Origin of the sequence: Roseovarius marisflavi (assembly GCF_900142625.1) — a bacterium.
Taxonomy (GTDB): Bacteria; Pseudomonadota; Alphaproteobacteria; order Rhodobacterales; family Rhodobacteraceae; genus Roseovarius; species Roseovarius marisflavi.
In genome coordinates, this window is record NZ_FRBN01000001.1 from 379,132 (window position 1) to 401,639 (window position 22,508).

The 22,508-nt window shown below is 62.4% G+C and carries 23 protein-coding genes; 13 read left to right on the plus strand and 10 right to left on the minus strand.

From position 1 onward, the window contains the following. Nucleotides 1–93 precede the first annotated feature (93 nt). The 4 genes from BUB78_RS01865 to BUB78_RS01880 are packed head-to-tail and all read left to right on the plus strand — an operon-like array spanning nucleotide 94 to nucleotide 3,522. Nucleotides 94–987: a metal ABC transporter substrate-binding protein gene (locus BUB78_RS01865; protein WP_073194320.1), complete on the plus strand. Its 894-nt coding sequence runs from the start codon at nucleotides 94–96 to the stop codon at nucleotides 985–987. Next, nucleotides 984–1,838, plus strand: a complete 855-nt coding sequence (locus tag BUB78_RS01870) for a manganese/iron ABC transporter ATP-binding protein (protein WP_073194321.1) — start codon at nucleotides 984–986, stop codon at nucleotides 1,836–1,838. The genes BUB78_RS01865 and BUB78_RS01870 overlap by 4 nt, the downstream gene beginning before the upstream one ends. After that, on the plus strand, nucleotides 1,835–2,692 hold the full coding sequence (locus tag BUB78_RS01875; RefSeq protein WP_073194322.1) for a metal ABC transporter permease: 858 nt from the start codon (nucleotides 1,835–1,837) through the stop codon (nucleotides 2,690–2,692). Before BUB78_RS01870 ends, BUB78_RS01875 begins: the two co-directional genes overlap by 4 nt. Beyond that, nucleotides 2,689–3,522, plus strand: a complete 834-nt coding sequence (locus BUB78_RS01880) for a metal ABC transporter permease (protein WP_073194323.1) — start codon at nucleotides 2,689–2,691, stop codon at nucleotides 3,520–3,522. Before BUB78_RS01875 ends, BUB78_RS01880 begins: the two co-directional genes overlap by 4 nt. A gap of 64 nt (nucleotides 3,523–3,586) precedes the next feature. Here the strand turns inward: BUB78_RS01880 and BUB78_RS01885 are convergent, their stop codons facing one another. Then, entirely contained in the window at nucleotides 3,587–5,119 is a 1,533-nt protein-coding gene (locus BUB78_RS01885; RefSeq protein WP_073194325.1) for a divergent polysaccharide deacetylase family protein, read from the minus strand. 150 nt (nucleotides 5,120–5,269) lie between these two features. Between BUB78_RS01885 and BUB78_RS01890 the strand changes: the two genes are divergently transcribed. The 6 genes from BUB78_RS01890 to lexA all read left to right on the plus strand — a co-directional run bounded on the left by BUB78_RS01890 (nucleotide 5,270) and on the right by lexA (nucleotide 10,122). Next, nucleotides 5,270–5,851: an anthranilate synthase component II gene (locus BUB78_RS01890; RefSeq protein WP_073194327.1), complete on the plus strand. Its 582-nt coding sequence runs from the start codon at nucleotides 5,270–5,272 to the stop codon at nucleotides 5,849–5,851. After that, the gene (trpD, locus tag BUB78_RS01895) at nucleotides 5,848–6,870 is read left to right on the plus strand and encodes an anthranilate phosphoribosyltransferase (RefSeq protein WP_073194329.1); all 1,023 of its coding nucleotides are present in this window, start codon (nucleotides 5,848–5,850) and stop codon (nucleotides 6,868–6,870) included. The genes BUB78_RS01890 and trpD overlap by 4 nt, the downstream gene beginning before the upstream one ends. Beyond that, the gene (trpC, locus tag BUB78_RS01900; protein ID WP_073194332.1) at nucleotides 6,867–7,682 is read left to right on the plus strand and encodes an indole-3-glycerol phosphate synthase TrpC; all 816 of its coding nucleotides are present in this window, start codon (nucleotides 6,867–6,869) and stop codon (nucleotides 7,680–7,682) included. Before trpD ends, trpC begins: the two co-directional genes overlap by 4 nt. After that, entirely contained in the window at nucleotides 7,682–8,173 is a 492-nt protein-coding gene (gene moaC, locus BUB78_RS01905) for a cyclic pyranopterin monophosphate synthase MoaC (RefSeq protein ID WP_245813326.1), read from the plus strand. Before trpC ends, moaC begins: the two co-directional genes overlap by 1 nt. Further along, complete coding sequence (locus BUB78_RS01910; protein ID WP_073194336.1) at nucleotides 8,170–9,342, plus strand: molybdopterin molybdotransferase MoeA; 1,173 nt, start codon at nucleotides 8,170–8,172, stop codon at nucleotides 9,340–9,342. The genes moaC and BUB78_RS01910 overlap by 4 nt, the downstream gene beginning before the upstream one ends. 78 nt (nucleotides 9,343–9,420) lie before the next feature. Then, complete coding sequence (gene lexA / locus BUB78_RS01915) at nucleotides 9,421–10,122, plus strand: transcriptional repressor LexA (protein ID WP_073194338.1); 702 nt, start codon at nucleotides 9,421–9,423, stop codon at nucleotides 10,120–10,122. Here lexA and BUB78_RS01920 read toward each other — a convergent pair. After that, nucleotides 10,116–12,149, minus strand: a complete 2,034-nt coding sequence (locus BUB78_RS01920) for a ComEC/Rec2 family competence protein (protein WP_073194341.1) — start codon at nucleotides 12,147–12,149, stop codon at nucleotides 10,116–10,118. The two genes, lexA and BUB78_RS01920, sit on opposite strands and share 7 nt — an antisense overlap. 77 nt (nucleotides 12,150–12,226) lie before the next feature. Here BUB78_RS01920 and gltX point away from each other — a divergent pair, with 77 nt between their 5' ends. The 3 genes from gltX (at nucleotide 12,227) to BUB78_RS01935 (ending at nucleotide 15,388) form a co-directional block, all read left to right on the plus strand. Then, on the plus strand, nucleotides 12,227–13,639 hold the full coding sequence (gene gltX / locus BUB78_RS01925; RefSeq protein WP_073194344.1) for a glutamate--tRNA ligase: 1,413 nt from the start codon (nucleotides 12,227–12,229) through the stop codon (nucleotides 13,637–13,639). Nucleotides 13,640–13,713: 74 nt separating this feature from the next. Continuing rightward, nucleotides 13,714–15,009 (plus strand): citrate synthase, encoded by a 1,296-nt coding sequence (gltA, locus tag BUB78_RS01930; RefSeq protein ID WP_073194347.1) that lies wholly within the window; start codon nucleotides 13,714–13,716, stop codon nucleotides 15,007–15,009. A gap of 196 nt (nucleotides 15,010–15,205) precedes the next feature. Continuing rightward, nucleotides 15,206–15,388, plus strand: a complete 183-nt coding sequence (locus BUB78_RS01935; RefSeq protein ID WP_073194350.1) for a hypothetical protein — start codon at nucleotides 15,206–15,208, stop codon at nucleotides 15,386–15,388. Nucleotides 15,389–15,473: 85 nt separating this feature from the next. Here BUB78_RS01935 and BUB78_RS01940 read toward each other — a convergent pair whose 3' ends face one another. The 8 genes from BUB78_RS01940 to BUB78_RS01975 form a co-directional block, all read right to left on the minus strand. Beyond that, the gene (locus BUB78_RS01940; protein WP_245813327.1) at nucleotides 15,474–16,253 is read right to left on the minus strand and encodes an enoyl-CoA hydratase-related protein; all 780 of its coding nucleotides are present in this window, start codon (nucleotides 16,251–16,253) and stop codon (nucleotides 15,474–15,476) included. 74 nt (nucleotides 16,254–16,327) lie between these two features. Beyond that, nucleotides 16,328–16,780: a cytochrome c-type biogenesis protein gene (locus BUB78_RS01945; RefSeq protein WP_073194355.1), complete on the minus strand. Its 453-nt coding sequence runs from the start codon at nucleotides 16,778–16,780 to the stop codon at nucleotides 16,328–16,330. After that, on the minus strand, nucleotides 16,777–18,750 hold the full coding sequence (locus BUB78_RS01950) for a heme lyase CcmF/NrfE family subunit (RefSeq protein WP_073194358.1): 1,974 nt from the start codon (nucleotides 18,748–18,750) through the stop codon (nucleotides 16,777–16,779). Before BUB78_RS01950 ends, BUB78_RS01945 begins: the two co-directional genes overlap by 4 nt. 80 nt (nucleotides 18,751–18,830) lie before the next feature. Then, complete coding sequence (locus BUB78_RS01955; protein ID WP_073194360.1) at nucleotides 18,831–19,400, minus strand: holin family protein; 570 nt, start codon at nucleotides 19,398–19,400, stop codon at nucleotides 18,831–18,833. Further along, the gene (locus BUB78_RS01960) at nucleotides 19,394–20,002 is read right to left on the minus strand and encodes a holin-associated N-acetylmuramidase (RefSeq protein WP_073194363.1); all 609 of its coding nucleotides are present in this window, start codon (nucleotides 20,000–20,002) and stop codon (nucleotides 19,394–19,396) included. The genes BUB78_RS01955 and BUB78_RS01960 overlap by 7 nt, the downstream gene beginning before the upstream one ends. A 60-nt stretch (nucleotides 20,003–20,062) precedes the next feature. Next, nucleotides 20,063–20,509 (minus strand): cytochrome c maturation protein CcmE, encoded by a 447-nt coding sequence (ccmE, locus tag BUB78_RS01965; protein ID WP_073194366.1) that lies wholly within the window; start codon nucleotides 20,507–20,509, stop codon nucleotides 20,063–20,065. Nucleotides 20,510–20,524: 15 nt separating this feature from the next. Further along, a complete protein-coding gene (gene argC, locus BUB78_RS01970) occupies nucleotides 20,525–21,553 on the minus strand; it encodes an N-acetyl-gamma-glutamyl-phosphate reductase (RefSeq protein ID WP_073194370.1) in 1,029 nt (342 codons plus the stop codon). A 98-nt stretch (nucleotides 21,554–21,651) separates the two neighbouring features. Further along, on the minus strand, nucleotides 21,652–22,464 hold the full coding sequence (locus tag BUB78_RS01975) for a glutamate racemase (protein ID WP_073194647.1): 813 nt from the start codon (nucleotides 22,462–22,464) through the stop codon (nucleotides 21,652–21,654). Nucleotides 22,465–22,508: the final 44 nt, after the last annotated feature.

The following is a 22,508-nucleotide window of genomic DNA, read 5'->3' on the forward strand; positions in this document are numbered from 1 at the left end:
GGTTCAAGGTGTTTTTCTGCGATTGCGTTGCAAGCAGCTTGACAGTTGCAACTCATTCGCATTTGCATGTGATGGTGACCAAAGGAGATTCTCATGCTTTTTCAACCTCTCATTTTCAGTCTTGCCACGGCCCTGATACTGGCGCTGTCCCCTGCGGCGGCCAAGGCTGACAGGCTGAAAGTCGTGACAACCTTCACCGTGATTGCAGATATCGCGCAGAACGTCGCGGGAGACCAGGTCGAGGTCGTATCGATCACCAAGCCCGGCGCGGAAATCCATGGCTATCAGCCGACGCCCCGCGATCTGGTACGTGCGCAGGGTGCCGATCTGATCCTGTGGAACGGGCTCAATCTGGAACGCTGGTTCGAGCAGTTTCTATCCAATCTGAGCGAGGTCCCCGCAGCAGTCGTTTCCGAGGGGCTGGTCCCGATGCCGATCTCGGGCGGGGAATATGACGGCAAGCCCAATCCCCACGGCTGGATGGCGCTGAGCTCTGCGGTGATCTATGTCGACAACATCCGCGATGCCCTGAGCGCCCTGGACCCTGAGAATGCCGCGATTTACCACGCCAATGCAGAGACCTACAAACAACAGATCGCCGAGATCATCGGCCCTCTGCGGGCCGCCGCCCGCGCCCTGCCCGAAGAGCGCCGCTGGCTTGTCACCTCGGAGGGGGCGTTCTCTTATCTGGCGCGTGATTTCGGGCTGAAAGAGGTCTATTTGTGGTCGATCAACGCCGATGCACAGGGGACGCCGCAACAGGTCCGCAAGGTCATTGACACAATCCGCGCGCACCAGATCTCGACCGTCTTTTCAGAGTCGACCGTATCGGACAAACCGGCCCGGCAGGTCGCTCGCGAGACCGGCGCAAAGTATGGCGGAGTGCTCTATGTCGATAGTCTCAGCGACCCGGATGGCCCGGTGCCAACCTATCTCGATTTGCTGCGCCTGACCTCGGAGACCATCGTCAAGGGATTGTCTCAATGAGCGAAGGAATCCGCGCAGAGGGGCTGACAGTTACCTATCGCAACGGGCACACTGCGCTGCGCGATGCCTCTTTCGTCATTCCGGAGGGCACGATAACCGGGCTTGTGGGCGTCAACGGGGCGGGCAAATCGACGCTCTTCAAGGCGCTGATGGGATTCGTGCCCACGGCCAGAGGCACCGTCAAGATCCTCGGGCAGCCAGTGCGCACAGCCATCAAGGCCCAGGCCGTTGCCTATGTCCCGCAGGCCGAAGAGGTCGATTGGTCGTTTCCCGTTCTGGTTGAAGATGTGGTGATGATGGGGCGCTATGGGCATATGGGGTTCTTGCGTCGCCCCCGCGCGGCGGACCACAAAGCCGTGCAATCGGCGCTTGACCGGGTGCGGATGTCAGACTTTCGCAATCGCCAGATTGGCGAGTTGTCAGGCGGGCAGAAAAAGCGCGTTTTCCTGGCGCGCGCACTTGCGCAGAATGCGCGGGTGATCTTGCTTGACGAGCCTTTCACCGGGGTAGATGTGACAACAGAGGAACAGATCATCTCGCTGCTGCGCGACCTGCGCCGCGAGGGCCGGGTGATGCTTGTGGCGACCCACAATCTTGGCTCGGTGCCCGAGTTTTGTGACCGCGTCGTGCTGGTCAAGGGCACGGTTCTGGCGCATGGCCCCACCGAAGAGGTCTTTACCCCGGAGAACCTCCGGGATGCCTTCGGCGGCGTGCTGCGCCACTTCATGCTGGCCGGTGAGCGGCTTCACAATGATGCTGACCCGCGCCGGGTTGAGGTGTTTACCGATGATGAACGCCCCCTGGTGTTTTATGATGATCGCACCCGAACGCTTGATGGGCGCAAAAAATGAACGTGCTGCTTGAACCGTTTTCCTACGGCTACATGACCAACGCGATCTGGGTCTCGGCACTGGTCGGGGCGGTCTGTGCGTTCCTCTCGGCCTATCTCATGCTCAAGGGCTGGTCGCTGATCGGCGATGCCCTGAGCCATTCCATCGTGCCGGGGGTGGCGGGGGCCTATATGCTGGGCCTGCCCTTTGCGTTCGGGGCGTTCTTTTCAGGCGGCCTTGCGGCGATGGCCATGCTGTTCCTGCGAGAACGGTCCGGCCTGAAGGAGGACGCGGTGATCGGGCTGATCTTTACCTCGTTCTTCGGGTTGGGACTGTTCATGATTTCGCTCAACCCGATGGCGGTGTCGATCCAGACCATCATCATGGGCAATATTCTTGCGATCACGCCGGAGGACACCCTGCAACTGGCGATCATTGGCGGCGTGTCGCTGGTGGTCTTGCTGGCCAAGTGGCGCGACCTGCTGGCGGTGTTCTTTGATGAGGCGCATGCCCGCAGCATCGGGCTTAATCCGAACAGGTTGCGGATTATGTTCTTTACGCTTCTGGCGGCCTCAACCGTCGCCGCGATGCAGACAGTGGGCGCGTTTCTGGTGATTGCGCTTGTCGTCACACCGGGCGCCACGGCCTATCTTCTGACCGACCGCTTTCCCCGGCTGATCGCGCTCTCTGTTGCAATTGGCGCCACGACCTCGGCGCTTGGTGCCTATATCAGCTATTTTCTCGACGGGGCGACCGGCGGGGTCATCGTCTGCCTGCAAACCGCGCTGTTCCTGCTTGCCTTCGTCTTTGCCCCCACACATGGCACTTTGGCCGCCCGCCGCCGGACCAAAGCCGCGCTGGAGGAAGTCGCATGATCGAGACCCTGCTTTTGCCGCTGCAATTCCCGTTTATGCAGAATGCCATGCTGATCACGCTGCTGATCGCACCGGCAGCGGCGATGCTGTCAAGCTTTCTGGTGCTCAAGGGCTGGTCGCTTATGGGGGATGCCACAAGCCATGCGGTGCTGCCGGGTGTGGTACTGGCCTATATCGCCGGGATCCCGTTGATTATCGGGGCGTTCCTCGCCGGGCTGTTCTGCGCGCTTGCCACCGGGTTCATCAAGGATCACTCGCGCGTCAAGCAGGATACCGTGATGGGGGTGGTGTTTTCGGGCATGTTCGGCCTCGGGGTGGTTCTGTACACCCAGATCGACGCCGAAGTGCATCTCGATCACATCCTGTTTGGCAATATGCTTGGCGTCGGTGAGGGCGATCTTTGGACGGCAGGGCTGATCGCCGGCGGCGTCGCCCTGATTTTGGCGCTGAAATGGCGCGATGTCCTTGCGCATGCGTTTGACCCTGTTCAGGCGCAGATGATCGGGCTGAATGTCGGGTTGCTGCATTACGGGCTTTTGGCGATCCTCTCGGCCACCGTTGTCGCCATGTTGTCGTCGGTCGGGATTATCCTTGCAGTGGCCTTTCTGATCGCCCCCGGCGCCGTGGCCTTCCTTTTGTCGCGGAGCTTCTCGACCATGCTGATGGTCTCTGTCGTCGTCGCCCTGGTGGCTGGGCTGGTGGGCATTTATGCCAGCTTCTGGCTCGACAGCGCCCCTGCCCCGACAATCGTGCTGCTGCTGACGGCAATGTTTCTGGGCGCCCTCGCGCGGCGCAACATCCAGACCGCAGGCTCCGGGGCCGCAGGTTGAACGCCCTCGCATCGCCGTGAGGGATGGCTGGGCGGTTGGCCGCCTGTCAACCAGGGCAAGCGCCCTATCTGGCCAGTAAAACGGCCGAGACCGGCGCAAGAGCGACGCTTGTGGCGCGGTCCTGCAAGCCCCAGAGCAACAGCGCGCTGATCGTGTCGGCGCGCAGACGGCCAAGCATGATCACGCCCTCGTCCTGCTGCCCGGCCTTGAAGGCGGCCTGATCCAGAAAGCGGCGGATCACGTTGGCGTTTTGCCCATTGGCATCGAAGTCACGAAACACGCTGGCCGAGGGCACGCCTTCGCGCGCCATAAGCTTTTGCGCCGTGTTCAGCCCCTTGGGATGCATCACAAGCCCATGCCCGCTCTCAAGCAGGATCGGCGCGAGCTGTTCGGTGGCGGCGCGATCCGATTGCAGGCCCGTGCCCGTGCCCTCCATCACAGCAACCGCCTGTGGAACGGCCTCAAGATAGGCCTGCATGGCCACCTCGGCATCAACGGCACTTGCCCCCTCGGGCAGGTCAGCCAGCGCCAGAACCTCGAAGCCGGCCGCCTTGTAGCGCGCCGCCGCCTCCGCCGCGCCGGACCAATTGGCATCGACCGCAAAACTCAGCGGATAGGGAAAACTTTGCAGCGCCTCAAGACCGATCGGGCTGGTGCCGTCATCCAGGAGGACAATCGCCATAAGCGGCTTGGCCTCGGGGTTTTCAAAGGCAACCGCATTGGCCACAAGCGCGCCGGGCGCAGCTTGCGACGGCTCTGCCTCGGCGGTGGCGGGCTCTTCGGCCTCTGCATCCTCTGCGGACGCGTCAGCCTCTGGCGCATCCGCGATGGTCGGCAAACGGTTGGTGGTAACGCCTTCGGCCCGATTGGTGATCGTGCCGGCTGCCGACAGGGTCTTGGCAGGCTCTTCAGGGACCTGATCAGCCGCCTGCGGGGCCGCATCCACAATCGGTTCGGGCGTGGCCTCTGCCATGGGTGTCACATCTTGCGCGGGCTCTTCGGGGGCCGCTGCATCGGCGGTTTCGGACGCTGTCTGTGTCTGTGTCTGTGTCTTTGGCATTTGCTCTGCCGGATCGGGCGTGGCCACCTCTGGCGCGGCATCCCCCGGTACATCCTCGATCGCGGCGCCAAGGCCTGCGCTGTCTTCGCCGGGATCGGGCGGCGCGGGCTGGGCCGGGTCGGTGGAAATCGACAGGTTCTGTTCGTCAAACGGCGCCTCGGGGGCGGCGGCCAGCGGCGTCGGCAAGACCGGGCTGTCGGTGTCGACGCTGACGCCTGCGCCACTGTCGCCTGTGGTCGGCGCCTGCCCCAGACCCTCGGCTCCGCCGGTGACCGGCGGGCTTGCGGGCGTGGTATCCACCCCGCTGAGCGAGGACAGATCATCGGGAACGGGCGCCGCAACCTGCGGTGCATTGCCCGCCTCGGGGCTTGCCTCAGGCTCGGGAATATCTGCCTTGGTGTCGTCCCGGTTCAGATCGAATTCCGACCCGGCCGGCACATCGACGCTTGCCGCCTCGGGCGCGCTTGCGCCCGGCACATCGATCAAGACCGACGCCGTGCCCAACACCAGGGTTGAAACCATGGTTCCTGCGATCATACCTGCCAAAATTCCGCGTGCCACTGCGATTGCCCCCCGTATTTGCCTTTTTCCCGGCCTACCGCCTCTTGACGGTGCCGCGCAAGCCTGAACAAGTATACCGCGACCGAGGCCCCGGCCTCCAGCCCCCTTCGCACGAGGAACGGCACAATGCTGCTATTGATCGATAACTACGACAGTTTCACCTATAATCTGGTCCATTACGTGGGCGAATTGGGGGCGCAGACCGTTGTAAAACGCAACGATGCCCTCAATGTGCAAGAGGCGATGGCGATGCGCCCGTCGGGGATTCTGCTCTCGCCCGGCCCCTGTGATCCCGATCAGGCGGGAATTTGCCTCGCGCTCACGCTGGCCGCCGCCGAGGCGGGGATTCCGCTGTTTGGTGTCTGCCTTGGCCATCAGACCATTGGCCAGGCCTTTGGCGGCAAGGTGGTGCGCCATTCCGAGATCGTGCACGGCAAGATGGGCCATATCCATCACAGCGGCAAAGGCGTCTTCGCGGGCCTTCCCTCGCCCTTCGAGGCGACGCGCTATCACTCGCTGGTGGTGGAGCGCGCCAGCCTGCCCGATTGCCTTGAGGTCACCGCAGAGCTTGAGGATGGCACGATCATGGGGCTTCAGCACCGCGACCTGCCGATTCAGGGCGTTCAGTTTCACCCGGAATCAATTGCCTCGCAGCACGGTCATGCGCTGATCAAGAATTTCATCGACATGATGAAGGTGCCCGCATGAGCGACCGCCTGAAACCTCTGATCGGAACCGCCGCCGACCGCGCCCTGACCCGCGACGAGGCGCAGACCGCATTTCAGATCCTGTTCGAGGGCGAAGCCACGCCAAGCCAGATCGGCGGGTTGCTCATGGCGCTGCGCACGCGCGGCGAGACGGTGGATGAATATGCCGCCGCCGCCGCCGTGATGCGCGCCAAATGCAATGCCGTCACCGCCCCCGAGGGCGCGATGGATATCGTCGGCACCGGCGGCGATGGCAAGGGCACGCTCAATATCTCGACCGCGACCGCCTTTGTGGTGGCCGGCGCCGGTGTGACCGTGGCCAAGCACGGCAATCGCAACCTCTCGTCGAAGTCCGGCGCCGCGGATGCGCTTGGCCAGATGGGCATCGACGTGATGGTCGGCGTGCCGGTGGTCGAGCGCGCGTTGCGCGAGGTCGGCATCGCCTTCATGATGGCGCCGATGCACCACCCGGCGATGGCCCATGTCGGCCCGGTTCGCGCCGAGCTTGGCACGCGCACGATCTTTAACATTCTCGGGCCGCTGACCAATCCGGCGGGCGTCAAACGCCAGCTGACCGGCGCGTTTTCACGCGATCTTATCCGTCCGATGGCCGAGACGCTTGGGCAATTGGGCTCGACCCGCGCCTGGCTGGTGCATGGCAGCGACGGCACCGATGAGTTGACGATCACCGGCATAAGCTGGGTCGCCGCGCTTGAGGCCGATGGCAGCATCCGCGAGGCCGAGCTTCACCCCGAGGATTTCGGCCTTCCGGTGCATCCCTTCGAGGACATCATCGGCGGCACCCCCGCCGAAAACGCAACCGCCCTGCGCGCGCTTCTGGATGGCGCACCGGGCGCTTACCGCGACGCCGTCCTGCTGAACGCCGCCGCCGCGCTTGTGGTGGCGGACCATGCGCCGGACCTAAGGACTGGCGTGGCGCAGGCCGCAGAAAGCATCGACAGCGGCGCCGCGCTCGCCAAAATCACCGCGCTGGCAAACCTGACATCGGAGGCCAAATGAGCACCCCAACGATTCTTGAAAAGATCAAAGCCTACAAGCTTGACGAAATCGCCGCCGCCAAGGCGAAGCGTTCGTTTGACGAGGTCAGCGCTATGGCCCATGAGGCCCCCGAAGTGCGCCCCTTTGCCAAGGCGCTTTTGCAGGCCAGCAAGCAGGGCTACGGGCTGATTGCGGAAATCAAGAAGGCGAGCCCGTCCAAGGGCCTTATTCGCGCCGATTTCGATCCGCCCGCCCTGGCCGAGGCCTATGCGACGGGCGGTGCCACCTGTCTTTCGGTACTGACCGACACGCCCAGCTTTCAGGGCGCGCCGGAGTTCTTGAAAGCGGCGCGCGCGGCCTGTGATTTGCCGGTGCTGCGCAAGGATTTCATGTATGACACCTATCAGGTCGCCGAAGCCCGCGCCTGGGGGGCCGATTGCATCTTGATCATCATGGCCAGCGTCAGCGACGCACAGGCCGCCGAGCTTGAAGAGGCGGCGATGGACTGGGGCATGGACGCCTTGATCGAGGTGCATGACGCCGCCGAGCTTGAGCGGGCAAGCGCGCTCAAATCCCAGATGATTGGCATAAATAACCGTGATCTCAATACCTTCGAGACCACTCTTGATACGACACGTAAACTCTCCAAGCTGGTGCCAGCCGACCGTATGATCGTTTGTGAAAGCGGTCTGGCGACGCCCGAAGACCTGGCCGATATGGCGCGCTATGGCGCGCGCAGCTTCCTGATTGGCGAGACCCTGATGCGCGCCGATGACGTGGCGGCGGCGACCCGGACGATCCTTGCCAATCCGCTAACCGCCGGTGGCATGTGATGTCGGATGCCATGACGTCGGGCCTGACGCATTTTGACGGCAAGGGCGATGCCCATATGGTGGATGTCTCGGACAAAGCCGTGACATCGCGCGTGGCCGTCGCCGAAGGCTACATTAAAATGGCCCGCGAAACCTTTGATATCATTGCCGAAGGTCGTGCCAAGAAAGGCGATGTTCTGGCCGTGGCGCGGCTTGCCGGGATCATGGGCGCCAAGAAGACGCCCGATCTTATCCCGCTTTGTCATCCTTTGCCGATCACCAAGGTCGCGGTTGACCTGACACTTGATCCTGACCTTCCCGGCGTGCGGATCGAAGGCACGGTGAAAACCACCGGCCAGACCGGAGTCGAGATGGAGGCGCTGAGCGCCGTCAGCATCGCCGCCCTGACCGTCTATGACATGGCCAAGGCGGTGGATAAGGCGATGGAAATCGGCGGCATCCGTGTTATGCTGAAAGATGGTGGAAAATCAGGGCGGTACGAGGCGCAATGATCACGGTTGACGAGGCCCTTGAGGCCCTTTTCGCGCTTGTGACCGCTTTGCCATCTGAAGAGGTGCCGCTGGCCGAGGCCTTGGGCCGGGTTCTGGCGAGCGATGTGGCCGCGCGGCGCGATCAGCCGCCCTTTGCTGCCTCGGCGATGGATGGCTATGCCCTGCGCAATGACGAGGTGCGGCACGGCGCGCGCTTTGAAGTGATTGCCGAGGCGGCGGCGGGACATGGCTTTGACGGCGCGGTTGGCGCCGGTCAGGCGGTGCGCATCTTTACCGGCGCCCCCCTGCCCAAGGGCGCCAGCCGCGTGATCATCCAGGAGGATGTGACCCGCAAGGGCGATGGGATCACCCTGAACGAGGATCTGGATCCCAAACCCCACATCCGCCCCAAGGGCTGTGATTTCAGGATTGGCGAGGTGATGAGCGCGCCGCGTATCCTGCGACCGGCCGATATCGCGCTTCTGGCCTCGATGAACTGTGCCACGGTGTCGGTGACACGGCGGCCGGTGGTGGCACTTATCTCGACCGGGGATGAGCTTGTGATGCCGGGCGACAGCCCCGGCCCGGATCAGATCATCGCCTCGAATACCTTTGGGCTCAAGGCGCTGCTTGAGAGCCATGGCGCGAAAGCGCGGATTTTGCCGATTGCGCGCGACAGGATTCCCTCGCTTGAAACGGCCTTCGGGCTTGCGGCGGGGGCCGATCTTGTCGTGACGATTGGCGGGGCGTCGGTGGGCGATCATGATCTGGTCGGTCAGGTGGCGGGCCAGATGGGCATGGATCGCGCGTTCTACAAGGTGGCGATGCGCCCCGGCAAACCGCTTATGGCGGGGCGTATGGGCGCCGCCGCGATGGTCGGCTTGCCGGGCAATCCGGTCTCGGCCATGGTCTGCGGGCAGGTGTTTCTGGCGCCGATGATCCGCGCGATGCTCGGGCTTGGGGCGCGCCGCACTTCGCGCCTCACAGCGCGCCTCGCCGCCCCTCTGCCGCCAAACGGGCCGCGCGAGCATTACATGCGCGCGCGCCTCACCCCAGAGGGCCTTGTCGCCGAAGGCCGACAGGACAGTTCGTTACTTAGCGTTCTGGCCGAGGCCGACGCGCTTTTGGTGCGCCCCGTGAACGATCCCGCCCGCACGACGGGTGAGACAGTCGAGTACCTCGATTTCTGAGGCCGACGCCAAGGCGCTTGACACAAAACGGGAACATGCATAGAACAAAAGGAAACGTGGCAACCCGAGGGGCGTCCTATGCTGACCAAGAAACAGCTCGATCTTTTGCAATTCATCCACAAACGGGTACAGCGCGACGGCGTGCCGCCCAGCTTTGATGAAATGAAGGAAGCGCTTGATCTCAGGTCGAAATCCGGCATTCACCGCCTTATTACCGCTCTGGAAGAGCGCGGATTTATCCGCCGCCTTGCGCACCGGGCCCGCGCGCTTGAAATCGTCAAGCTGCCGGAAAGTCTCGGCGGTGAGGCGACCCATGGTTTCACCCCCCGCGTGATCGACGGTGACCGCCCAAGCGCCCCGCAACCTGCCAATTCCCAACCGGTCGAAGCGGTCCATGCGATCGAGATACCGGTGATGGGCCAGATCGCCGCCGGTGTTCCGATCGAGGCCATTGCCCATGCCAGCCATAGCGTGGCCGTGCCCGGCGCGATGATTTCCGGTGCAGGAGAGCATTATGCGCTTGAAGTCAAAGGCGATTCGATGATCGACGCCGGGATCAATGACGGCGATGTGGTGATCATCCGCGAGACATCGGTGGCCGATAATGGCGATATCGTCGTGGCGCTGATCGAAGATCAGGAAGCGACGCTCAAGCGGTTTTTCCGAAAGGGCAACGCGATCGCACTTGAGGCGGCAAACCCGGCCTATGAAACCCGTGTTCTGCCCGATGACCGGGTCAAGGTGCAGGGCCGCCTTGTCGGGCTGATCCGCAGCTATTGACGCCGTGGCGGGTTATTCCAGAGCCTTACGCCGGTGATGTCGCGGGCCCCGACGATGCGAAGGCCTTTTTCGCTTTCGTAAAGCGCCAGAGAACCGGTTGAACGCAGGGTCGCGGGGCTGATGATATCACAGCCAAGACCCGCAGGTGCGGCGCTCTCGGGATCGGCGGTCATCACCAGGATCTTTGCGCCGCCGCAGTCAAGCGGACGCCGCGCCGCCGCCTTACCCTGAATCAGTTTGACCGCCAGTTGATCCGGCAAAGCCCCCGCCCAGCGGGCAAATGCAGCCTGCTGTTCGGCGGGGTCGCCATCGTTCTCAAGCCAGTTTTGCGCCACGAACCCGCCCCCGCGCCCCTTGTTCAAAGCGCGGCCCTGATCGGTCATCACCCCCACCAGCGACCCGCTATCTGAAATCAGCATCACCGGGCGTTCGGCCCCGATCCAGAGCCAGGTCGCCAGGCCCATCGGGAGAAGGCCGGCAAACCGCAATCGCCCCTGCCATAGCACAATCAGGAGCGCGCCGACCGCCAGCACCGGCAAGACCTCTGGCCCCGGCGCCGGGACCGGAACGCGCGCGCCGTTAAGCGACGCCACCCACTCCGAGACCGCCAGGATCCAGCGCAGGCCAAGCCCCATTACCCAAAGCGCAATCCAATCTAGCCCAAGCGGCAGCAAGCAGGCCGCCAGCACCGCAGCAGGCATCACCAGAATTCCCATCAAGGGCACGCTGGCAAGGTTGGCGATCAATCCGTATTGCGCGAACTGGTTGAAATGCGCGACCCCGACCGGCGCGGTTGCCGCCCCCGCCACGGCCGAGGAAATCACCACCGTCAGAATGGGCCGCAGCCATCTTGGGCCAAGCGAGATCTGCGCATCGCGCAGCCATCCGAACACCGCGACAAGCGCGACGGTGGCGGCAAACGACATCTGAAATCCCGGCCCCATCAAGGCCTCGGGGCGCAGGCAGAGCACGATGATTGCCGCCACCGCTACCGCCCGCAAACTCAGCGCGCGCCGATCGAGCATCACCGCGATCAGCATGACCGCGACCATGACAAAGGCGCGCTCGGTGGCGACATTTCCGCCGGACAGCCCGAGGTAGGCCGCCGCCGCCACAAGCGCCATGACCGCGGATATCTTCTTGCCTGGCAAGCGCAGACCCAGGGCTGGTATCGCGGCGAACCCAAGCCGGAACGCCGCAAAGACAAAGCCCGCCAGCAACCCCATATGGAGCCCTGAAATCGCCAGAAGATGCGCCAGGTTCGACACCCGCATCGCCACCAGCGTGTCTTGATCAAGGCCAGAGCGGTCGCCGGTCATGATGGCGGCGGCAAAGGCTCCTACCTGCCCTGCAAGGCGCGCCTGCACATGGGTCGAAAGAGCCATGCGCGCGCGAAACAACCATTGCGCGCCCGTCGCGGGGGCAATGGCAAGGACCGGCGCGCGGGTATAGCCAACCGCGCCGATCTGTTTGAACCAGGCGTGGCGCTGAAAATCGAAACCGCCGGGTTCGACCGGGCCGCCCGGCGGAGAAAGATGTGCCGTCGTCATCACCCTCTGCCCCGGTTTGACGCTTAAATGCTCCTGATCCCCATGGAGCGACACGCGCACACGGTTTGGCACGCGATCCGGCGCGGTTCTTGACAGCACGACCTGATCCAGCGTGAGGCGCAGCGCATCCGAGGCAGAGCGGTCAATCGCCACGACCCGCCCCTCGACTGGTCCGTAGTACCGCCAGCCAAGCACTGGCCCGGCCACAAGATGCGCGCGCAGCCCGGCAAGGCAGAAGCCCGCCAGCACGAGCGCGGCGGCAATGGCAAGCGGGCCACTCCAGGCCGTGCCGCGCCAGCCGAGGATCGCAAGGCAAACGGCAACACCGGTAAGCCCGAAGAGCCATGCCAATGACGGTTCCGTGCGCAGGGCGAAATACCCCCCGATGCCACAGGCGAGCGCCACCGGCACCCAGCCAAACAGGGCGCCGCGCTGGATCAACCAGTTGCGTTCAATCACTTCCCAGACGCCGGACACTTGTCACCCCCTTGGCGGGCCGATAGACAGACCCCAACGCTAGCCCCCTCATCGTTACCGAAAGGTTAATCTTGCCCATGTCCCAACAGGTCGTGACCCGTTTTGCCCCCTCGCCCACCGGCTATCTTCATATCGGTGGTGCGCGCACGGCGCTTTTCAACTGGCTGTTTGCGCGCGGTCATGGCGGCAAGTTCCTGCTTCGGATCGAGGATACCGATCGCGCACGCTCAACCCCCGAGGCGACGCAGGCCATTCTTGACGGGCTTGCCTGGCTTGGCCTTGACCACGATGGCGATGTCATAAGCCAGTTCGAGCGCGCAGATCGCCACCGCGAGGTGGCGCTTGAGATGCTGGCGGCCGGAAAAGCCTATAAGTGTTTCTCGACGCAGGATGAAATCCAGACCTTTCGCGACACTGCCCGCGCCGAAGGCAAATCCACCCTGTTTCACAGCCCCTGGCGCGACGCGACGCCCGACATGCTCCCCGAAGGCGCGCCCTATGTGATCCGTATCAAGGCCCCGCGCGAGGGCAGCACAGTGATCCACGACAAGGTTCAGGGCGATGTGACCATTCGCAATGATCAGCTTGATGACATGGTGCTTTTGCGTGGCGACGGAAATCCGGTCTATATGCTGGCGGTGGCCGTGGATGACCATGACATGGGCGTGACCCATGTGATACGTGGCGATGATCACCTCAACAATGCCGCGCGCCAGATGATGATCTATACTGCCATGGGCTGGCCGCTTCCGGTCTATGCGCATATTCCGCTGATCCACGGGCCCGATGGCAAAAAACTAAGCAAACGCCACGGCGCGCTTGGGATCGAGGAATATCAGAAGATGGGTTATCCGGCGGCGGGGATTCGGAACTATCTGGCGCGGCTTGGCTGGGGGCATGGCGATGACGAGTTCTTTAGCGATGACCAGGCCAAGGCCTGGTTCGAACTGGAGGGAATCGGCAAGGCTCCAGCGCGGTTGGACTTCAAGAAACTCGAGAATCTCTGTGGTCAGCACATTGCGGCCAGCGCCGATGCTGCAGTGCTGCATGAATTGACCGAATTTCTGGCTGTAACCGGCCAACCAGCCCTGAGCCCGGCAAAACTGGCACTCTTTTCCGACGGCATGTACTGCCTGAAAGAACGCGCGAAGACCTTTCCGGAACTGCTTGATAAAGCGCATTTTATCCTGATTGACCGCCCCGTTCAACCAGACGAGAAAGCCGCAGCGCAGCTCGATTCTGTATCCCGTGGTATACTGGGAGAATTGACGCCGCAGTTGCAAAATGCTAAATGGACGCGTGACGATCTGGAAGCTTTGGCCAACCAATTTGCCGAAGACCATGGAATGAAGTTCGGCAAGCTGGCCGGCCCCCTTCGGGCGGCCCTTGCGGGGCGAAGTGCGACACCGAGTGTGTTCGACATGATGCTGGTTCTCGGGCGCGACGAAAGTATCGCCCGTCTGACCGACGCAGCCTCTGGCGGGTCTTAACCCTCTGGCAAGGCTTTTACGTTTATCCAGTCCCCGGGCCGCAGGCTACGCGGACCTTGAGAGGGAGAATCCTGATGGCAGAAGAAAAAAGGTCGGCGAAGCTTGAGGTTGACGGAAAAACCTATGAACTTCCTATTTTCTCGCCAACTGCGGGCCCCGATGTGATTGACATCCGCAAGCTCTATGCACAGGCGGGCGTTTTCACCTATGACCCCGGCTTTACCTCGACCGCGTCCTGCGACAGCACGATCACCTTTATCGACGGCGACAAGGGCGAGCTTTTGCACCGTGGCTATCCGATTGATCAGCTGGCCGAGAAATCGCATTACCTCGAAGTGTGCTATGTGCTGCTTTACGGTGAATTGCCAAGCCCTGCACAGCTTGAGGACTTTGAAGGCCGGGTCACCGGCCACACCATGATCCACGAGCAAATGATGTATCTTTTCCGTGGCTTCCGCCGCGATGCTCATCCAATGGCGATCATGGTGGGCGTGGTCGGTGCGATGTCCGCCTTTTATCATGACAGCACCGATATAAACGATCCCTGGCAGCGCGAAGTTGCCTCGATCCGGATGATTGCAAAGATGCCGACGATTGCGGCGATGGCCTACAAATATACCATTGGCCAGCCTTTTGAGTATCCGCGCAACGATCTGGATTATGCCTCGAATTTCCTGCGCATGTGCTTTGCCGTGCCGGCCGAGAATTACGAAGTGAACCCGATCCTGGCGCGCGCCATGGATCGGATCTTTACGCTGCATGCGGATCACGAACAGAACGCTTCGACCTCGACCGTGCGGCTTGCGTCAAGCTCGGGGGCGAACCCGTTTGCCTGTATCGCGGCGGGCATCGCCTGTCTCTGGGGCCCCGCCCATGGCGGCGCCAACCAGGCCTGCCTTGAGATGCTTCAGGAAATCGGCACGCCGGACCGCATCCCGGAATACATCGCCCGCGCCAAGGACAAGGACGATCCCTTCCGCCTTATGGGCTTTGGTCACCGGGTCTATAAGAACTTTGACCCGCGCGCCAAGGTCATGAAGCAATCGGCTGATGAGGTTCTCGATCTGCTCGGTGTGGAAGACAACCCGATCCTGCAGGTCGCCAAGGAGCTTGAGAAAGCCGCCCTCGCCGATCCGTATTTCGCCGAGAAGAAGCTTTTCCCGAATGTCGATTTCTATTCCGGCATCATCCTGGAGGCGATGGGCTTTCCGACCTCGATGTTCACCCCGATCTTCGCGCTGTCGCGCACGGTTGGCTGGATTTCGCAGTGGAAGGAAATGATCGGCGACCCACAACTCAAGATCGGTCGCCCGCGTCAGCTTTATAAAGGCGCGACCTTGCGCGACTATGTGGATATCGAAAATCGCTAACGCTGGTTTGGTCAAGTGACAGATCGGTCCGAGCCTCAGGCTCGGGCCTTTTTTTGTTGATAATCCGCCTTAGGCTTGGTGCCTAACGTGGCACAATCGCTATGAAAATCAGGTCATGACGCCGACCGACATCACATCTGCGTCTTAGGTTGTGGCGAAAAATTTCGCGTCCGTTTCCGAAAATATGTATTGAACTATGTTGCTTGCCAGCGTCACGTCTGGCGCTTTTATTATTGCCGAGATTGAAAACGCCGACCAAAATTCAACACCTGCACCAATCGATATTGTTTTCGGTGATGACGAGATTTCACTCGGTGGTGAAAACGCAACAGGTGGCGACATCACCCTGATCGCGCGCCCGACAGCGGCGACCGCCTAGGTCACGCCCTAAAAAGCCGATGCGCCCTGCGGATATCGCGGGGCGCATTTCGGTTTTGGCCTCAATGGCCTGAATGAATTTGCGCCTAGCGCCCCTCGAATTGCGCCGGGCGTTTTTCCAGAAAGGCCATCACACCCTCTTTGAAGTCGCGCGATTGCCCGCAGGCGCCCTGCAATTTCGCCTCAAGATCAAGCTGGTCATCCATGGAATTGTCCCAGCTGGCGCGAATGGCGGCTTTGACATGGCCATAAGTCTGGGTCGGGCCCTGCGCCAGATGCGCGGCGCGGGCCTGCCAATGCGCGTCAAAGGCGTCATCGGCGACCGCCTCCCAGATCATGCCCCAATCGCTGGCCTGACGGGCGCTGATCGGTTCGGCGAAAAGCGCGGCGCCCATGGCCTTGGCGGTGCCCATCTGACGCGGCAGGAAATAGGTGCCGCCCGCATCCGGGATAAGGCCGATGCGGGTAAAGGCCTGGAGGAAATAGGCACGCTCAGAGGCGATCACCACATCGGCGGTAAGCGCAAGGTTGGCCCCTGCCCCCGCCGCCGGCCCGTTGACCGCGCTGATGGTCGGCACCGGGCAGTCGGTGATCGCGCGCAGCATCGGCACGTATTCGTCGCGCAGCACCCGCTCAAGATCAAGCGCCGTGGCATTGCCGCCATCGCTCAGGTCCTGCCCCGAGCAGAACGCCTTGCCATTGCCGGTCAGCACCACGACGCGCGCGTGGCGCCCGCCGTAGGTGACGGCATCGGTGATCTCGGCGCGCATCAGCGTGTTGAGCGCGTTCATCTTGTCGGGCCGGTTCAGGCGCAGGGTTGCGACCTCTGCGTCGATCTCGAGGGTGATGGTCTGATAGTCTTCCACGGGTCCTGCCTCCGGCATAAATGGTCAGGCGCATAAAAGCGCAGCACCGGCGCGCCGCCAAGTAAAACCGCGCGTCACTCTTTAAGGATTTCACGCAGCCGGGTTTCCTCGGCCTCGCTCAGCTGTGCCACATCGGTTTCCGGCGTGGTTGAGCGGCGGCGCAAATAGATGCCGCCCAGGATCAATCCGGCCCCAAGCATCAACGGCCCGGCCAACCAGAGCAGGATATTCGCCCCGCCGGTGCGCGGCTTGAGCAGGACATATTCGCCATAGCGATCAACAATGAAATCAACCGTTTCCTCGTTGCTGTCCCCGGCCACAAGGCGTTCGCGCACCAGAAGGCGCAGATCGCGGGCAAGCTCGGCGTGGGAATCGTCAATACTCTCGTTGCGACACACCAGACAGCGCAGGCCGGACGAAATATCGCGCGCCCGCGCCTCAAGCGCCGGGTCATCCAGCATCTCGTCGGGTTGCACCGCCCAAAGCGGCGACGCCATCAGGCAGAGCACAAGGATCAGCCGCTTCATTCCGCCGGCACTCCGGTCACAGGGGCCGGTCGCGCACCCGCCGCCACACGATATCTGCGATCCGTAAGCGATAGCATGCCGCCAAAGGCCATCAGCAAAGCGCCTCCCCAGATCCAGTTCGCCAGCGGTTTGTAATAGCTGCGCACCGCCCAGCCCCCGCCTTGCTGCGGGTCACCGATCACCACGTAGATGTCGCGCAAAAAGCCGTTGTTCAGCGCCGCCTCGGTGGTCGGCATCTGGGCCACGGGATAGTTGCGTTTTTCCGGGTACATGCTGGCGATTTCACGGCCATCTTCGCTTAGGGTGAAGGTGGCCTTGGTGGCAATGTAGTTGGGGCCGTTCAGCCGCTCCACCTTATCAAGGCGAAGACCGAAACCCGCGATTTCAAGGTCTTCGCCAACCTTGAGCACGCGAATATCCTCGACCTGCCAGGCCATCATCGCGGCAATCCCGGCCATGGTCACGCCAAGGCCCGCATGGGCCACCGCCTTGCCCCAATCGGCGCGCGGCAGGCGGGTCATGCGGCGCAACCGCTCGCCCAGGGCGCCACGCCCGGTGCGTGACCAGATATCAACCGCCGAGCCGCCGATAAGCCATGCGGCAAAGAACAGACCGATCGGACCAAGCGCCGATTTGCCGCTCTGCATGGTCCACGCCAAGGCGCCGATGGCGACGGCGAGCGCAAACACCCCGCGCAACTGCCGCAGGACGCGGCCAAGGGTGGCGCGCTTCCATGACATCATCGCGCCAACCGGAAGGACCAGCCCCAAAAGCACCATGAAGGGCGTGAAGGCCATGTTGAAGAACGGCTCGCCCACCGACAGCTTGCGGTCAAACGCCATTTCAGCGACCAGCGGCCAGATCGTGCCGACAAATACCACAAATGCCGCGACCGCCAGCAGGATGTTGTTGAGCAGGAGCATTGCTTCGCGGCTCACAAGGCTGAACACCCCCTTTGCCTGCATCACATTGGCGCGCGCCGCGAAAAGCGTCAGCGCTCCGGCCATGAAGACCGCGAGGATCGCCAAAAGGAACACGCCGCGCTCGGGGTCGGTGGCAAAAGCATGCACCGATGTCAAAACGCCAGAACGTGTGATGAAGGCGCCAACCATCGAGAAGCCGAAGGCGATGATCGCGAGCAGGATGGTCCAGCTTTTCAGGCTTTCGCGCTTTTCCACCACGATGGCGGAATGCAGCAGGGCCGCGGCGATCAGCCAGGGCATGAAGCTTGCGTTTTCAACCGGGTCCCAGAACCAGAACCCGCCCCAGCCCAGCTCGTAATAAGCCCACCAGCTTCCGAGGCCGATCCCGATGGTCAAAAACACCCAGGCGGCCAGCGTATAGGGACGCACCCACCGCCCCCAGGCCGCATCGACGCGCCCTTCGATCAGGGCGGCAACGGCAAAGGAAAAGGTCATCGAAAGGCCGACATAGCCGAGATAAAGGAACGGCGGATGAAAGGCCAAGCCGGGGTCTTGCAACAACGGATTAAGGTCATTGCCGTCAAAAGGCGGCACAGCCATGCGCAAAAACGGGTTTGATGTCAGCAGGATAAAGGCGAAAAACGCCACGCCGATCATCGCCTGCACCGACAGGACACGCGCCTTGAGACTTGGGGGAAGGTTGCTTCCGAACCATGCGACGGACGCCCCGAACAGCGCCACGATCAGCACCCAAAGCAGCATCGAACCCTCGTGATTGCCCCAGACCCCGGTGATCTTGTAGAGCATCGGCTTGGCCGTATGGCTGTTGAGCACCACAAGCCGCAGCGAGAAATCAGAGGTCACAAAGGCCCACATCAGCGCGCCAAATGCGATCGCTGTCAGCAAAAGCTGGATCGTTGCGGCAGGTTCGGCAACGGCCATCCAGCCGGGCCATCGTTTATACGCCCCGACAAGCGGAATGGTGGCCTGAAAGCAGGCCACCAGAAAGGCGAGGATAAGGGCGAAATGTCCGAGTTCTGTAATCATACCCCAAGTATAGGGCAGGCCTGCGCGCGGGCCAATCGTAATCGCGCGCGCGCAGTGTTCACATTGTCGCGGGGGGCGCCTCAGGCATGGCTGCGGCGCCAATCCTCAAGCGCGGGATTGTCGGCCGGGCTCAATGCCGCGAGGGCCAGCGACGCGTCGGGCTGGGTTTCGGCCATGCCGGGGCTCTCGGCGCGCAGGTGACGCAAGGCGTTGATCGACTCGGCGACCTGCGGCGCACGCGCGATGGTGGTGGCGATGGAACGCTGAAATTCCTGCCCCTTGGTTTGATAACGGGCGCCAAAATAAAAGCTGACGATCGCCCCCAGAAGCCACCAGAGCGGTTCAGGCACAAGCGACAGCCCCGCCATACGCTCGCCAAACCAGATCGGATCGACCATCGCCGCCACGAAAAGGCCAAGCGTGCCAAGCGCCATCGCCGGGCGCGGAATCCGGTTGAGCCCGTCGATAAAGCGGTCAAACCCGCCGCGATCCTGAAGCTTGAATTCGCCCGCCATCTGCTCAAGCGCGGCGCGCTGTGTTTCGGTGCTGCGTTGATCGGCGGCCTCGGCGTTAACGCGAAACACCTCTGCGGTTTCGCGCACCACGTTCGTGCCGCCGCCAAACAGCGCCCTGAGAATATCAATCACCATGCTGCCACCCGTGCGTTGAATTCGGCCATGCTCAGATGAAACCGGGGCGCGATGAACTCTTCCGCGCGCCGGATCCAGCCGCCCTTGCCGCCTGCCCGCGTGCGCGCGAACTTGCGGCTTGCGGGGCGGCCATCGGCAAGGCGGAAATAGTAATTGCGCCGCGCGATCCCGTAAGCATCGGCAATATGATCCGGCGCGGCGCGGGTTGCGGTCTCGGCCGCGGTGACGGTCTGCGGCCCGATCACCCCGTCGATATCCACCGCCTGCCCCATCTCGCGCAAAAGCCGTTGCAGGATCTTCACCGCATTGGCGCCCGCGTTGACATACATGTCAAAAACGCTGGCCTGAAGCGCGCCCGGAAGGCGCGCGATGCCGGGTTGGCGATAGTAGTGATCAATGAAAATCCTGACCGCATCCTCGCGGGTCAGCGCGCGCACGTCGCCCGGATCCACTACCCCGTCATGGCTCAGGTCCAACCCGAGGCGACGCATCGTGTGGATGGTCACGCCAAACTTGGTCGCGCCCCCCGGATCATCGGGATCGTTGACATAGCCGCCCTCGCGGGCGACGATTTCATTGGCGATTTCTGTGACTGTCTGCATGGGCCCCACCTTTTGCACATCTCATGCAGAAGGCTGGGCCATGCGTGGTTAACAGCGCTCTTAGCTACCGTTCGGGTCTTTATAGACGCCCTGCGCCTTGAGGGCGTCGACCACCTCTTTGGGCATATAGCTCTCGTCGTGCTTGGCGAGGATTTCAGAGGCCTGAAACACCCCGTCGCGATAGCTTCCGGTGCCGACCATGCCTTGGTTTTCCTCAAAAAGATCAGGCAGTACGCCGCGATAGGTCACCGGAACGATGCCGTTGCCATCGGTCACGTTAAAGCTGATCACCTCGCCTTCGCCACGCTTGAGGCTGCCTTCTTCGACAAGCCCGCCAATGCGAAACACCTCATTGGGGCCGGGCGGCTCGGCCAGAACCTGCGTTGGCGCGCGGAAAAAGTTGATGCCGTCGCGCATGCCATAGCCAATCAATGCCGTCGCCGCCACAAGGGCAACGGCTGCAATGGCAACAACCTGAATGCGGCGCTTTTTCTTGAGAGATTTCATGGCTCTACCCTCAGTTCACGGAAAGACAGGGGCCAGCATAAGCCCCGCCGTCTCTTGTTCAGCTAACATCAGATTCGCATTTTGCAAGGCCTGGCCGCTTGATCCCTTGGTCAGATTGTCGAGCGCGGCAATCACGATCACCCGTCCCGGAATGCGATCCGCAACCACCCCGATATGGCAAAAGTTGCTGCCCCGGATGTGGCGGGTGCTGGGTGCCTCGCCCATCGGCAGGACGGTGATGAACGGCTCGCCCTGATAGGCGGCTGCGAGCGTGTCATAGATCACCTGCGCCTCGCCCCGCACATAGCCGGTGGCAAGAATCCCCCGATTGGCGGGGATAAGATGCGGCGTGAACTGGATATGAACGGGGCGCCCGGCGATCGCCGAAAACTCCTGATCAAACTCGCCCAGATGGCGATGCGTGCCGCCCACTGCATAGGCGTGGTAGCCCTCGGACAGCTCTGCATGCAGCAGGTTTTCCTTGAGCGCGCGCCCCGCGCCGGACACCGCACATTTGAGATCGAGAACGATTTCATCCAGATCAATCACCCCGGCCGAAATCAGCGGCCGCAGGATGTACTGACCCGTCGCCGCGTTACACCCGGTGCCCGCCACAAGACGCGCGCCTGCGATCTCGTCGCGGTAAAATTCGGTCAGCCCATAGACCGCCTCTTTCTGAAGCTCGACCGCCGCATGCGGGTTGCCGTACCATTTTTCATATTCTGCGGGATCGCGCAGCCGGAAATCGGCGCTCAGATCGACGATCTTGAGGTCGTGCGGCAGGGCATTGATGACCTCTTGGCTGGTCTTATGCGGCAGCGCGCAGAAACACAGGTCAATGGCCGAAAAATCAATCTGTTCGATGGTCACCATATCCGGCAGGTCAAGGTGGCGCAGATGCGGAAAGACCTCGGCCATGGATTGGCCCGCCTTGGAATTCGCGCCAAGGGCTGCGATTTCCATACTCGGATGGGTGGCAATCAACCGGACAAGCTCTGCTCCGGTGTAGCCGCTGGCGCCGAGGATGGCTATCTTATGGGTCATGGGTGACCTCGCTTTCAAATCTCGAGTGAAGAAGTAGATCGTTTCGGGCAGGCCCGCAATGCGGCCAAATGCTCGTCCGCCCTGACAGGCGGCCTCGCTCAGGCGGCCTCAAACGTGATCTGTCGTCGCAGGAATTGCGTGGCCCGCGACGAAACCCGTTTCGGGTCACCCGTGGTCAGAAACTTTGACGCCTCGCCCGGTCCCACCATTTTGGGGTGACGGATCAAGTAATCGGCAAGGCTTTCGGCCACGAGGTTGGCCTGGCTATAGACCGCCACATTGGCGCCGAGCGCGTCCTGAAACGCATCCTGCATCAGCGGATAATGGGTACAGCCCAAAATCGCCGCCTCGGGTTCCGGCATCTTGCGCCGCAGGGCATCCACATGGCTGCGCACAAGGGCCTCGGCCAGGATCATGTCGCCATCCTCGATCGCATCGACAACGCCGCCACAGGCCTGCGCCTCGACATCGACGCCGATCGCGCGAAACGCCAGTTCGCGCTGGAACGCGCGGCTGCTGACGGTGGCGGGGGTGGCAAAAAGCGCCACATGTTTCACGGCCACTTCGCGGGGCGGGGAATTGTCGCCCCATTGCCGTTCGGTCAGCGCCTCGATCAGGGGCACAAAGACGCCCAGAACCCGTTTGTCGGCGGGCACCCAGGATTCCTGCATCCGGCGCAAGGCCGCCGCCGAAGCAGTATTGCACGCGAGGATCACAAGATCACAGCCCGCCTGAAACAGCCGATCCACCGCTTTGGTGGTCAGGTCATAAACATCATCGGCGTCGCGCACCCCGTAAGGCGCATGGGCGTTATCGCCGAGATACACCAAGGGCAAATCCGGAAGCCGCTCGTGCACCGCGTCCAGAACCGTCAACCCGCCAAGCCCGCTATCGAAAATCCCTACCGCCATTTGCCGCCGCCCGCGTTTGTTGATCAAAGCCGAACCCGAAGAGC

Bases quoted from the DNA above. Each gene is read 5' to 3' on its own strand.
- BUB78_RS01865 (WP_073194320.1), top strand. From the start codon at position 94: ATGCTTTTTCAACCTCTCATTTTCAGTCTTGCCACGGCCCTGATACTG.
- BUB78_RS01870 (WP_073194321.1), top strand. From the start codon at position 984: ATGAGCGAAGGAATCCGCGCAGAGGGGCTGACAGTTACCTATCGCAAC.
- BUB78_RS01875 (WP_073194322.1), top strand. From the start codon at position 1,835: ATGAACGTGCTGCTTGAACCGTTTTCCTACGGCTACATGACCAACGCG.
- BUB78_RS01880 (WP_073194323.1), top strand. From the start codon at position 2,689: ATGATCGAGACCCTGCTTTTGCCGCTGCAATTCCCGTTTATGCAGAAT.
- BUB78_RS01885 (WP_073194325.1), bottom strand. From the start codon at position 5,119: ATGATCGCAGGAACCATGGTTTCAACCCTGGTGTTGGGCACGGCGTCG.
- BUB78_RS01890 (WP_073194327.1), top strand. From the start codon at position 5,270: ATGCTGCTATTGATCGATAACTACGACAGTTTCACCTATAATCTGGTC.
- trpD (WP_073194329.1), top strand. From the start codon at position 5,848: ATGAGCGACCGCCTGAAACCTCTGATCGGAACCGCCGCCGACCGCGCC.
- trpC (WP_073194332.1), top strand. From the start codon at position 6,867: ATGAGCACCCCAACGATTCTTGAAAAGATCAAAGCCTACAAGCTTGAC.
- moaC (WP_245813326.1), top strand. From the start codon at position 7,682: ATGTCGGATGCCATGACGTCGGGCCTGACGCATTTTGACGGCAAGGGC.
- BUB78_RS01910 (WP_073194336.1), top strand. From the start codon at position 8,170: ATGATCACGGTTGACGAGGCCCTTGAGGCCCTTTTCGCGCTTGTGACC.
- lexA (WP_073194338.1), top strand. From the start codon at position 9,421: ATGCTGACCAAGAAACAGCTCGATCTTTTGCAATTCATCCACAAACGG.
- gltX (WP_073194344.1), top strand. From the start codon at position 12,227: ATGTCCCAACAGGTCGTGACCCGTTTTGCCCCCTCGCCCACCGGCTAT.
- gltA (WP_073194347.1), top strand. From the start codon at position 13,714: ATGGCAGAAGAAAAAAGGTCGGCGAAGCTTGAGGTTGACGGAAAAACC.
- BUB78_RS01935 (WP_073194350.1), top strand. From the start codon at position 15,206: ATGTTGCTTGCCAGCGTCACGTCTGGCGCTTTTATTATTGCCGAGATT.
- BUB78_RS01945 (WP_073194355.1), bottom strand. From the start codon at position 16,780: ATGAAGCGGCTGATCCTTGTGCTCTGCCTGATGGCGTCGCCGCTTTGG.
- BUB78_RS01950 (WP_073194358.1), bottom strand. From the start codon at position 18,750: ATGATTACAGAACTCGGACATTTCGCCCTTATCCTCGCCTTTCTGGTG.
- BUB78_RS01955 (WP_073194360.1), bottom strand. From the start codon at position 19,400: ATGGTGATTGATATTCTCAGGGCGCTGTTTGGCGGCGGCACGAACGTG.
- BUB78_RS01960 (WP_073194363.1), bottom strand. From the start codon at position 20,002: ATGCAGACAGTCACAGAAATCGCCAATGAAATCGTCGCCCGCGAGGGC.
- ccmE (WP_073194366.1), bottom strand. From the start codon at position 20,509: ATGAAATCTCTCAAGAAAAAGCGCCGCATTCAGGTTGTTGCCATTGCA.
- argC (WP_073194370.1), bottom strand. From the start codon at position 21,553: ATGACCCATAAGATAGCCATCCTCGGCGCCAGCGGCTACACCGGAGCA.
- BUB78_RS01975 (WP_073194647.1), bottom strand. From the start codon at position 22,464: ATGGCGGTAGGGATTTTCGATAGCGGGCTTGGCGGGTTGACGGTTCTG.